This is a genomic window from Spiroplasma endosymbiont of Acasis viretata (assembly GCF_964031275.1).
Taxonomy (GTDB): domain Bacteria; phylum Bacillota_I; class Bacilli_A; order Mycoplasmatales; family VBWQ01; genus Spiroplasma_E; species Spiroplasma_E ixodetis_A.
Map to the genome: position 1 here is coordinate 545,753 of NZ_OZ035019.1, position 12,480 is coordinate 558,232.

Here is a 12,480-nt window from a genome sequence, read left to right on the forward strand (position 1 = left end):
CCTTCTGCTTTTAATCAATTTCATTTAAAGTTTTAATTGGATTAATCTTCTTCATGGCATATCAATCAATAATAAAGGTTGTTGCATAAATACCAAAGACAATTAAACCAACCACAAGCGGTAATCATCAAACAAAGAATAATGGTAAAACCCATGTTGTATTAGCAGCTAAATAGTTAAGAATAAACTTAACAATTATTCATCCTACGGGAAAACCAATAACAAACATAACAGCAATCACTGGTAAATACATACCAATAACAATATTAGTTATTTTTGCATCACTATAACCAAGTGTTTTCATTGTTGCTATTGTTTTACGATTTTCATAAATTACTAAATTACTTGTTAATAAAATAATAAAGAACGAAATGATTAATGAAAAGATAATAAATGCAACCAATACTGTATCAACTAAAGCAGTAATTTGATTTAACAACTGATGATGGATATCTTGTGGCGTAATATTAACAGCACTACCTGCACCATAACCTTGATAAGTACCAGAACCATCAGTACCACCATTTAAACCAAAAGCACTGTAATCTCCATACATTTGCGAAGTTGAAAATGAATTAGTTATATCTGGTAATGATTGCGAATTTGAAAATTTAAAATTAAAAATTGGATTTTCATTTTCAAATATTTGATTAAGTTTATAAATAACGGGATCATTTAATTGATTAAGAAAATTTTGATATTCATTAAATGATTTTAATTTACCAAAATCAACATCACAAGTTGTTTTTTTGTCTTCTCATTCTTTTTTAAATAATAAAAATAAAAATTCTTTTGTTTTATTAAATGATAAAACTTTATCAGCATTAGTTTTACTAATATAAGCATTAGGTTGACCATAACCATTATATATACCAACTACTTTATACGTTGGTGTTTTAGAACTTATCTTATCATTATAAGAATTAACAACCTTACCAGCAGTAACTTCTTTTAACATATTTGTAACATTAATACCCATATTATCATAAGCCCCATCCTTTAACTCATCAACTTGTGTATAACCAGTTTGTTGTCTTAATAATGTAACATTATTAACATTTTTACTATCACCAACAATGTTATCAATATTAATTTTATCCAAATCAAAAGGTTTCAATTTATTATTATCTTTAAATTTCATAGTATTACCATTACTACTCATTTTAAATTCATCATTTATTTTTAAATTTAATTGTTTAGCAATCGTTTGATTAATAACAAGACTAATACTATCATCACTATTTTCTTGTTCTAAAAGTGGATTTAATGAAGAACCTCCAGCATCATATAATTGCATCATTGAAGGTTTGCCTAACTGTTGTTGATTTTGTAAACCATAAACTTTCATTAAATATTTGTTCTGTTTAAATAATTTTTCAGGAGTACCAATAAAGTAAGTTCCTAATTCATCAGTTTCTTTATCAAAAGGCACAACATTAAAAGCAACATTAAAAGGAGCATTGGGATCACTATAAGCTTTGGCAATATTTTGACGAATAAAATATGGGCTTTTAGTATAAGCACCTTGCACTACAGTTTGTCCCATTCTATTATAAAATAAAGCACCAAATCAAATTCCAACTTTATTAATTCAACTATCACGCTCTTTGTCACTAATTTCAGATGCATTATTATTCAATAATTGTGTTTCATTAGTTAAATGTCACGGATATAATTTATCGCTAGTATCAAAACTTAAATTATCAATATCATTAATAAAAGTAGGACCCTTACTTGAGGCATTTTTGTAAGCAGGAATATTACTATTTGCTCAATCTTTGAATTTTGTAATATCTAAATCATTAGGATTAGTACTAATCTTACCAGTCTTTGAAATCGTACCACTAATATTCATTGCCACTGTTGTTCGATAGTTTTGATAAAATTTTCTAATAATATTATAAGTATTCTCACTATAAAAACTGTTAATATTAGTATTTTTTAAAACTGTGTCATACATTGGTAATGCATTTGGTCAAGCCATTTGTACCATAATTCCAACAATCACAGAAGCATCTTTAATATCACTAGAATCTAATCCATTTAAAAAGTTTTTAGTAAGCATTTTACCATTTAAATACGTTAAACCAGTATATCCTAAATCACTAATAGCACCACGGGGATTAGATTCATCTGACATTGGAGCATATGCTTCAGCATTAATATTATTTTCTAATAATTCTTTAACAAAAGTATCATTTAATGGTCCAGAATTATCAAAACGTGGTGGATGTCAATATGTATCACCAGTAGTACTATCAACAGTAGAAGTATAAGTTCAATCATCTTTATTATTTGGATTATAAGTTTTATAAAAACTATATGGAGAATTATAAGTCGGAATGTCATATTCAACTAAGGAGTGATAATTCATACCAGTAAAAGAAAGTAATTTATTATCAGCCATAATTTTTGGACCAATAATAGATGTTGTCATTAACGTTGTTCCTAAAAACATAGTTAATGATGCTGCTGCCATTTTTCCAATTGATGATGTAAATAGTGATAAACGGAATCTTGTTAAAAATCCACGATTAATACTTTTTGTTTTAATAATTCGACTAAAGCGAGAATTAACAGTAGCTGATTCGTTTTTAATTAAATCTATTGGTTTTTTAATAACTGTTAAAGCGCTAATAACTCATGCAATAATTGATAAAAAACCAAATATTAAAATTAAACAATATATAAATCCTAAACCATCAAAAATAAAACGACCAAAATCTAGATTAAAATAGTTGGCAAATGTTTGAACTATAATTACTTGTAAACCACTTGCTGGTAAAAACACTAAAATAGTACCAATAAGTGCTGCTACCATTGGATAAGCTAAAGATGTAATTAAAATTTTAATATTACTATAACCTAATGATTTTAAAATTCCAATTTGTGTTCGTGAATTATCAATATTTTTATAAGTAATTAATATTACTGTAATTCCTGTAATAATTAAAACAATTAACAATAAACCAATTAATAAACTTTTAAATCCAATAATAGTTGCATTCAAAGTAGCAGTACGATTATTAAATGTATACTTATTATTTCCTAACTTATATACTAAAGCAGCATCAGAATCAATAGTATTAATATATTTACTTCTTAAACTTTGTGAAATTAATTTAATATCATTAATTTTACCTATTGTTGATTTTCCAACAAAATAAATTTCGCGATCATTATCAGAAGAAATTGTGATTTTTTCATTAGCTTTATCATATGATCAAATATAATTATTTTTTTCTAACCTTTTACTCAAACCAAATTGCATTGGATCAACGTATAATAAACCTTCACGAGTTTTATTTGGAATTGGTGTAGTTTGATCAATAATTGGGGTTGTGAAATCAGCAGATACACCATATCCAACAATTTTTAATCAATTATAACTACTATAAGCAGCATCATTTAAATCATATCCTGAAACTTTTAAACTACTTCCTAATTGATCTGATTGCACACGAATTGTATCATTAATATGCAAATTATTTTTTTGAGCAAATTCTTTATTAATAACTACCTGTTTTCAACTTGGATTTTTATCTGGATTTTTACTATCTCCTATTTGATAACCATCACTAATGATTAATTTATCAATACGAGCATCTTGATTATAAGTTAATATTTTTAAAATTCTAGGATTACTATTATTATCTAATTGCATAGTTCTGCCTTCAACACGATCTCATATAAATTCATTACCAGCATCATTTGCAATATTGTTAATATCAAAATCATTCTTTTCATCAACAGCAGTTGTTGATGTTGAGATTTTATTAGAAACAGTTTTTGGAGTAGTATTAGATAAATCAATAACAAAATCATGTAAATTAGATTTTGCAACTAATGTTGAATATTCATCAGAAATTCTTGCTAAACTTGTTTGCATTAATGAAAAAATAGTTGATGATAATAATACTAAAACAATTAAACCAACTAATTGAATTTTATTACGAAATGCTTGTTTAAACGCATTTTTAAAAAGCAAAAATGATTGTTTTTTCATATTCGTTCTTCCTTTCTTTTAAATTTTAAAACAAAAAAAGTTATTGAATTAAAGCCATTTTTCAACCATTAATTAAAGTTTTTAAATCTTGAATAGTTTTAGTAATAAGTAGTGTTAATTGGGCACTTAAAAAATAAGTTAAATTCTTCTTAAAAATAGCAATTAAAAGTTTTTTATTATTATCAGTAATAAAAACTTGGTGGTCAAAATTAGTAAACATTTGTTTTTTAAATTGCCATGTTAAAATGATAATTTTAGTTTTAGTATATGCTTTTACTGGAAATTGTTTATTAATAATATTAGGTAATGAAGAATTACTAAATAATGTCACTCAAGTTTTTTTCATTAAATTAAAAATTGTAAATAAATTATCACTAAACATTTTTCATGAAAAAAAACCTAATCAATAGTAAAAGAACACTAAAATTAGTATTGAAACAAAGTTATTTATTGATGGTAATGATATTTTAATCATAGTAAAATTAAATTGTAAAATAATGGCAATTATAATAATTGACAAAATAGTAAAAGGCATCACTTTCATAATCTGATTATTATTACGGCTTAAAAAACTAAAACAAATAAATAAATGTAAAATTGAAATCAATGATAGCATTGGTAAACTTTCTAAATCTAAAAAATTAATATTAATTACCATTTCTTGAACTGGTAATAAAAATAAACAAAATTGTGCTAAAAATCATAAACTAAATTGAAGAATAATGATTTTTGTTTTATTAAATATTTTTTTATTATTAATACTATTTTTATGAAAATTAATAGTAATTAAAAAAGTTAATTTCATAATTAAAAGTAAAAAAAGAACTGGTAAACCAAAAAAAATAAATAATTGTTCAAAATTATTAATACTATTAATTTTTAAAATATTACTACTACGTAACATTATATTCACCTTTAAATAAACTTTGCTATTATTATAATTATAAACTATTAAAATTAAATAATGCAATTATTTAGTTTTAGATAGTGTTCAAATATTCAAAAAAAAAGGAAAAAAAGAAAATGTTATGAAACTGCTGTATTAAATTCTTTAGTAATAATTTTGATAATGAATATCAATATTTACAACCTATGGATTCAAACTATATGTACTACCCCACTAGTAATGGTGGTTGCCACTTGCCACTTGCCACTTAGCCCTTTTTACTAGACCATTAATTTAAAAAACCTGAATGTATTCTAAAAACAATTGTGTTATATAATTAACACTAATTTTAACCTGAAAGGATTTTTATTAATGGATAAAATTAAACAAATAGCATTAGTAATTAACAAATTAAATATCAAAGAAAAAATTAAAATTATTGATGATTGTAAAAATCAATATTCAATTAGAAACCTATGTCAATATCTTCAATTAAACAGATCAACATATTACTTTTTAAAAAATAAACAAAAACCTATTAAAAAAGAAGAAAATCATATTATTAAATGCAATCATAAATATCAAAAAATATGCCAACTTTTAATCGAATTTCATTCTACAAGAAAAGGCAGAATTTATGGATATTTAAGAATTTTTTCAGCTTTTAAAGAGTGATTAAAACAAGAAAAAAATATCATTTTAAATATAGAATTATCAATAAAACAAATGCGAAAAATTATGAAAGAACACAATATTCAAGGATTAAAACAAACTAAAAATAACTATCCTAAAAACAAAAAAAATCCAAATAAGTGAATACCTACAATGGATAAAGTAAACAAAGATTATAAAAGTACAACCTCTTCAAATCAAATTTGATCAATGGACACTAAACAAATAAATACTAAAGAAGGATGATTATATCTTTTTGTAATTATTGATTTTTATTCAAATAATGTTGTTAGTTATAATATTGCTCCTAATAAATCATATCAGGATTTAATTCTTCCTGCTCTTGAAAAAATCAACAAACAATTTTCTTGAAATCAAATAAAAAATGTTATTTTACATTCAGATAACGCCAACGAATTTTATTGTCACGATATCACAAAATGAGCAGAGGATAAACAAATAATTTTAAGCAAAAAACAACCTTATGATATTGGTGGTAATGTATTATCTGAAAACTGATTTTCTCATTTATCTCAAGAATGACTACCTAAAGGATCAAATCAATATTTATCCATCAATGAAGCTATAAATGATGTAAATCAATATGTTATGTTTTATAATTATGAAAGAATACATTCTAAATTTCTAAAACCACCAATTTTACAAATTAAAATTTAGAATTTTATATCAAAAATGGTCCAATAATTAAGGGCCAACCACCCAATTACCAGCATTTTTAAAGTTATATTTGATAATAAACTATATTAGAAAATTAAACTATTATTTATTCAAACTCTGATTTAGGAAATACATATTTATCGATAGCTTTTGCAACACCACCACAAGTATTTTTACTAGTAACATCATATGCTATTTCTTTTAAATTAGGATGAGCATTTTGCATTGCAATACCATATTTAGCCCACTTTATTAATTTATAATCATTCATACCATCACCACAAGCTAGTACTTGGTCAGGAGTAATATTTCATTTTTTGCATAAAAATTGTACAGCAGCAGCTTTATTAATACCAATTGGATTAATTTCGATAACACTATGAGAAGAAGTAGCAAGTTCTAAATCTTTTATAGTATTTAATTGTTCTAAAATTGGATTAACTTGTTTTTTCTTTTTACAAAATAATAAAATTTTATACATACCCTCATCGGTATTCTCATCAATTTGTTTAGTTGGTAGGTTATTAAAATTTTCCATAATTTTAACTTTTAGTGATCTGCGATTAATTAAGCCTGTTTTATTATCGGTACTATATCCTCACATTGCTAAATTATTTTTATTAGCAAATTTAACTATTGTTTGTATTTGCTCTTTTGTTAATGATTTTTCATATAATATATCTAATCTATTATCATTAGTAATATCAAGGATGTTACCACCATTATAACAAATAATATGACCGGTTTTTTCGTGCATTAAACATGCTTTTGCAATATCAATGGTTGAACTTGGTGATCTTCCTGTTGCAATAATAACTTTAATATTTTTTTGATATGCTTTTTGAATTGCAATTAGATTTTTAGGATGAATTTTTCATCTACTTTTTAGTAAAGTTCCATCTAGATCAAGAACAATTAATTTAATAGCCATTATAAATACCTTATTTTCCCATTTCTTCGATAATATTAGTCATATCTTTTTCAGAAACTAAACCAAAAGTTTTTTTAACTTCTTTTCCTTCTTTATTAAAATAAATTAATGTTGGAATTGATTGGATTTCATACTCTTTTGCTAGTTCTTTAGCTTTGTCAACATCAACTTTAATAAAATTAATATTTTTGTGTTTTTCGTCATTAGCAACATTTTCAAATCTTGGCCCTAACATTTTACAAGGACCACATCATTCTGCTGAAAAATCAATTACTGTTATTTTTTTTAATTGTAAAAGTTGCTCAACTTCTTTTATAGAATTAATATGTTGTATTTTGCTTTCATTATGCATCTGTTCACTACCTTTTCTTTTAATTTATTTTATGGTTTAATTTTATCATTAGTTTTAATTTTTAAAACATTAAACGATAAAATATTTTTTTAATTTTAGTTATTACTATATAAATATTTATAATTTTTTTAGAATAAATTTATAAGAAAATTGTAAATTATTTTGTTTAAAATTAAAAAAATATCTTTTCAATTTTAGAATATATCTGTTATAATCTGAAATATATAGGTTAGGACTAAACAATTTGAGAAGGGGATAAATAAATTATTAGTATATTTTATAAAACTGTTTAATAAATAGATGTAAATGAATTTTAAAAGGTGTAGAGTTAATATTTATTTATGGTATTTCAAAAAAAATAGTTTGGTAGAGAGTTATTTTTTAATTTTTAATATTATTTATTTTTCCACAAAAACAAAAATTGTAAAAACCTATGTGTTAAAGTATGTTTATATTAAGTTTTTAAGAGCAGGTTATTTGGGTTACTATAATTTATGCATCCTTTTAGAAGGAGAGTAAAAAATGTCTGTTTTTAATAGACTTGCATGTGTTTTTAAGCCACCTGCAAAAAAAGAAATTTTTAGTGAAGACTTAAAGCAAGTTAATAAAAAATTTATTATTTTACGTAATCAAGTTTTTGGTTTTAGCATTTTATCATATATTCTTTACTACTTTACTCGTCAAGCGTATACAGTAGCGGGTTCTGCTTTAGAAAGCAATGGTAGCATAACTAAAATGGAGTATGCTTTAATGGGAACAATTTTTGCGGTTGTTTATGGTGGTGCTAAATTTATTCTTGGAAATGTCGCTGACCGTAGTTCAGGAAGAGTAATCATGATTGTTGGATTATTTGTTTCTTCTATTTTAAATATTATTATGGGTGGTGTAGTTGCTTTTGCTGGAACTAAAATTAGTGTTGGCCCATTTGTAATGATGTTGAGTTTGATTGCGATGTTGGCTGTTTTCCAAGGTATGGGTTGACCAGCTACAGCTAGACTATTTTCTCATTGATTTACTGATAAAGAACGTTCAGGACGTATTGGAATTTGAAACTCAGGACAAAATATTGGTGCTGCTTTATTACCAGTTGTTGTTATTTCTTTAGTAACAGTACTTGATCCGGGTGGAACAATTTATGGTTTATATTTTTGAATTCCTAGTATTTTTGCTTTAGCTATGATTCTATTATGTTTATGAGGATTACGTGATCGCCCCGAAGCAGAAGGGTTACCTACTGTTGAAAAATGAAAAGGTGTTCTAGAACATAAAGAAGAAAAAGCAGAACTTAATTGAAAAGAAATTTTTGTAAAGTATATTTTAAAAAATAAATTTTTATGAATATTAGCATTTGCTAATATTTGAGTATATGTTGTACGACAAGGACTGGCAGGATGAACATTAATTTTAATGAAAGATGTTCATGGTTTAGATTTAAAACATAGTAAATGATTTGCTGCCTGTTTTGAATTATCTGGTTTATTTGGTGGTATTTCTGCAGCATATTTTGCTAAGTGATTTTTTAATAATCGTAAAGCACCATTAATGATATTTGGATTATTAATTGCACTTTGTGGACTGGTTTTATTGCAAGTTGCTCCTCGTGCTAATATGCCTATGCTTATTACTGCTTTAATGATTGCTGGTTTTGGTGTTTATATGCCACAAGCAATGATTGGTGCTACTGCTATTGAACTAACAAATAAGAAAGCAGCTGCTACTGCTTCAGGATTTACAGGATTATCTGGTTATTTTCTTGGTGATGCTCTTTTTTCAAAAGTAGTAATTGCTGGTATTGGTAATGAAAACTGAGATTATGTATTTTATTACTTTTATGGTTGTATTGCTGCTGCTATTATTTCATTAGCTTTACTATGAACAAAAAATCAAGATAATAAAATATTATAAAAATATTATTAAATTAGCACCATAATAAGGGTGCTAATTTTTTTATTTAAAATGATATTTTAATAATAAAATTAATAAAATTTTATTTATTTTCAAAGTTGCGGTGTTATAATAAATTAAGTATCCCAATTGTTTTGTGTTTGCTTTTTTAATTTTTTATGTTAAGATTTGTTTGTTATTAAAAAATATAAAATTGGTTTTTAAAAACCTAGAATTCAGGAATTTTATATATGGATATTCAACAAGATTTTTATGTTAAAAAGGTTTTTTATGCTTGTTATGTAAAAAATATAGTATTACCTATTTCTTTTTTAAATAATATTGGAAATGTTAGTGGTAAATCTTATATTGGTAATAAACAAAAATTAAGAAATAATACTGTTCGTACTAAAAATAATTTAATTCAAAAAGCCTTACATAATTTTTATGATAGTAAAATGTTGAGTTTTGTTACTTTAACTTATAAAGATAATATACAAGATATTAAAAAAGCAAAGAAAGATATTCGTTTATTTTTTCTTAAATTAAAGAAATGATGAAATGACCCTAAACGTTTTGAAAATTTAGGGGAGTTAAAATATTTTTATGTTTATGAGTATCAATCTCGTGGTGCTATTCATTTTCATATAATTTTTAATAGAAAGATACATAAAAGTATGTTATTAGAATGATGAACTCACGGTTTTAATGATTTAAAAGTCGTTAAAAAAGGTACAAATGAATTTGTTATTAAATATTTAGGAAAATATGTTACAAAAGCAATGGATGATGTTAAATCTATAAATCAGACAGATGTAGGTGTAAGAGCGTATGCTTTTAGTCGTAATTGTAAAAATCCTATTATAGTTCGTGGAATTAAAAAAAATAACAATTGGAGATATAATTAAAGCAAGTTTTAATGCAACAAATGTATTTTATTTTAAAACTCAAAGAGATAGTAATGGTGATACTGTTATGATTGGTGGTATTATTGAAAGTACTGTTGTTAATGATTATTTTAAAGACTATGAAGATTATGAACGATATGTATATTTAAGTGCTTTATCGTATAAAGAATATTTGCGGACTAGTGAAATTGGTTATTTAATTCAAAGAGATAAAGATGTTTTGACTTGGTCAGAGAAAATTTTTGGTAATAAAGTTGAGAAAATTGATTTTAAGAAAAGAGTTTTACATTAGAAAAAAAACTAATTTTTTCTATAATTTTACTTGTATATATATATATATATATATATAATGGTTAATAGCACTAATAATTACCTGAATTCTTATTAGTGCTTTTTTTTATTTGATTTTTATTTTTTTGTGTTATACTTAATTTGTAAGTATACGTTTACCCTACTATGCTTAACTTATTAAGTTTTTAATTTAATGAATTCAGGAGGTTAAGTATTTTTTTATGTTTAAAGTACAGTTAGTTAATATTGAAAAAGGGCGTATTATTCCCGATAAAAATAATAAAGGTCAAACATTGAAGTTTGATGTTTTGAAGTTTGTAGAAATAAATAAGCAAACAAGCGTGCCAACTGGTCAAACACGTGATAAATGATATAATCCGGAATTTGCTAGTGATTTTAATAATTGTTTATCTGCTGTTGATTTAAAAGTTGGTAATTTTTATTCACTTGAACTTGATTTAAGCTGTAATATTAAAAAACTTTCTAATTGAAAATAGTTATTTATTAAAAGGGTAATTTTAAATAATTATTAATATGTTAGGAGTTAAGTTTAAATTATGGTTAAAAATGATAATTGTTCATGTGAGCAAGCATTTCATTTAGCAATTTATATATGTAAACTTTGTGACCAAGTTATTTGTCCTAAAAGAGTTTTACAAAACTTATATACTAAAAATTATTATTGTCCTAATTGTATATTAGATATTGCTTTAAATAAGGCAATGAGACAACAAGAAAGTAAGTTTAATTATGAGACATAAGTGTAGTGATTGAACTTATGAACAAGTATATGGTTGTGAAATGTGTTAGAACCTGTTTAAAATCTTTTCAATAAAATTGAAATAAAGGCAAGAACAACCATTTGTAAGCTAGTATTTAATTTTTTTTCACAATTTTTTCATAATCTTCTGCATTTTTCTAATCATGCAAAACTTCGTTCTACAACTCATCTTTTTGGTAATACTACAAAAGAATGTAATTCATTACGTTTTATAACTTCAACATTTGCATTTATAATTGTTTTAATTTTAGAAGCAAATTTTTCACCAGTATAACCAGCATCTACTAGTATTTTTTGAACTGCAGAAAGATTCTCTTTTTCATTTTCAATCATTATTATAGCACTATTACGATCTGTTTTTTCTGCTGTGGTTATGTAAATTGCATGTGGTAAACCTTGAGAATCAACAGCAATATGACGCTTTATTCCTGAAATCTTTTTACCAGCATCATAACCTTTATTTTTAGTAGTATCTGTATTTTTAACACTTTGTGAATCAATTATACAAAAACTAGTGGCAACCACTTTTTAATACATATAAAACTGCACAAAATACTTAATATAAATCTAAACTTCTTGGTTTAGTTCTCTTTTTAGTATTTTCTAAAATTGATTTTATATTTTCAAATTGCTCTTTGCTAACATTACTAGGATAATTTTTACACATATATACCTCTTATTTTAAAATATATAATCATTTTATCCTATTCTCTAAAAGATTTTAAACAGGTTCTTATAGAGTTGCTAATGAAATGGAACGAATAAGAAAAGAAAATAAAAGAAATAAGTAAAAATTAAATAAGCTCCTTATTAGTATATAAAGTAAGGAGTTTTATTTATGCCTAATGATTTAGAACAAACTAGTAATTATACTTTAACTAAAATTTTAAGAACTGGATTAAGTCCATTAAGTGCTATGGTAGGAGTTAGTGCTTATTATGGTCAATATTTAAAAGACCCAATTTTAGGTTCTATTAATTCTTTGTTATTTAGTAAAAAGTTAGGAAGGTGGTTGGGCCACTTGCCACTTAGCCCTTTTTACTAGACCATTAATTTAAAAAACCTGAATGTATTCTAAAAACAATTGTGTT

The 12,480-nt window shown here is 24.5% G+C and carries 11 protein-coding genes and 1 pseudogene; 7 read left to right on the forward strand and 5 right to left on the reverse strand.

Features of this window, described 5'->3' with window-relative positions:
* Nucleotides 1-10: 10 nt before the first annotated feature.
* Complete coding sequence (locus tag AAHM96_RS03045; RefSeq protein WP_342273545.1) at nucleotides 11-4,006, reverse strand: ABC transporter permease; 3,996 nt, start codon at nucleotides 4,004-4,006, stop codon at nucleotides 11-13.
* 40 nt (nucleotides 4,007-4,046) lie between these two features.
* Nucleotides 4,047-4,910 (reverse strand): hypothetical protein, encoded by an 864-nt coding sequence (locus AAHM96_RS03050; RefSeq protein ID WP_342273546.1) that lies wholly within the window; start codon nucleotides 4,908-4,910, stop codon nucleotides 4,047-4,049.
* Between the two features lie 119 nt (nucleotides 4,911-5,029).
* On the opposite strand from AAHM96_RS03050, the gene AAHM96_RS03055 reads away from it, so the two are divergent.
* Both AAHM96_RS03055 and AAHM96_RS03060 read left to right on the forward strand, forming a co-directional pair.
* On the forward strand, nucleotides 5,030-5,164 hold the full coding sequence (locus tag AAHM96_RS03055; protein ID WP_342273547.1) for a hypothetical protein: 135 nt from the start codon (nucleotides 5,030-5,032) through the stop codon (nucleotides 5,162-5,164).
* A gap of 100 nt (nucleotides 5,165-5,264) precedes the next feature.
* Nucleotides 5,265-6,242, forward strand: coding sequence for an IS3 family transposase (locus tag AAHM96_RS03060; protein ID WP_342272762.1), 978 nt, complete (start codon nucleotides 5,265-5,267; stop codon nucleotides 6,240-6,242).
* Between the two features lie 106 nt (nucleotides 6,243-6,348).
* Here AAHM96_RS03060 and AAHM96_RS03065 read toward each other — a convergent pair whose 3' ends face one another.
* Both AAHM96_RS03065 and trxA read right to left on the reverse strand, forming a co-directional pair.
* Nucleotides 6,349-7,173 carry an HAD family hydrolase gene (locus AAHM96_RS03065; RefSeq protein WP_342273548.1) on the reverse strand — a complete coding sequence of 275 codons (825 nt, stop codon included), beginning with the start codon at nucleotides 7,171-7,173 and terminating at the stop codon, nucleotides 6,349-6,351.
* Nucleotides 7,174-7,183: 10 nt separating this feature from the next.
* A complete protein-coding gene (gene trxA, locus AAHM96_RS03070) occupies nucleotides 7,184-7,525 on the reverse strand; it encodes a thioredoxin (RefSeq protein WP_342273549.1) in 342 nt (113 codons plus the stop codon).
* Between the two features lie 522 nt (nucleotides 7,526-8,047).
* On the opposite strand from trxA, the gene AAHM96_RS03075 reads away from it, so the two are divergent.
* From AAHM96_RS03075 to AAHM96_RS03090, 4 genes are all read left to right on the forward strand, one after another.
* Nucleotides 8,048-9,430 carry an MFS transporter gene (locus AAHM96_RS03075; RefSeq protein ID WP_342273550.1) on the forward strand — a complete coding sequence of 461 codons (1,383 nt, stop codon included), beginning with the start codon at nucleotides 8,048-8,050 and terminating at the stop codon, nucleotides 9,428-9,430.
* A 230-nt stretch (nucleotides 9,431-9,660) separates the two neighbouring features.
* Nucleotides 9,661-10,317: a rolling circle replication-associated protein gene (locus AAHM96_RS03080; protein ID WP_342273551.1), complete on the forward strand. Its 657-nt coding sequence runs from the start codon at nucleotides 9,661-9,663 to the stop codon at nucleotides 10,315-10,317.
* Complete coding sequence (locus AAHM96_RS03085) at nucleotides 10,280-10,609, forward strand: hypothetical protein (RefSeq protein WP_342273552.1); 330 nt, start codon at nucleotides 10,280-10,282, stop codon at nucleotides 10,607-10,609. The genes AAHM96_RS03080 and AAHM96_RS03085 overlap by 38 nt, the downstream gene beginning before the upstream one ends.
* A gap of 220 nt (nucleotides 10,610-10,829) precedes the next feature.
* Nucleotides 10,830-11,105 (forward strand): hypothetical protein, encoded by a 276-nt coding sequence (locus tag AAHM96_RS03090; protein WP_342273553.1) that lies wholly within the window; start codon nucleotides 10,830-10,832, stop codon nucleotides 11,103-11,105.
* A gap of 320 nt (nucleotides 11,106-11,425) precedes the next feature.
* Here AAHM96_RS03090 and AAHM96_RS03095 read toward each other — a convergent pair.
* Nucleotides 11,426-12,056 (reverse strand): annotated as a pseudogene (locus AAHM96_RS03095) (IS5 family transposase).
* 171 nt (nucleotides 12,057-12,227) lie between these two features.
* Here AAHM96_RS03095 and AAHM96_RS03100 point away from each other — a divergent pair.
* Nucleotides 12,228-12,434 (forward strand): hypothetical protein, encoded by a 207-nt coding sequence (locus AAHM96_RS03100; RefSeq protein WP_342273554.1) that lies wholly within the window; start codon nucleotides 12,228-12,230, stop codon nucleotides 12,432-12,434.
* Nucleotides 12,435-12,480: the final 46 nt, after the last annotated feature.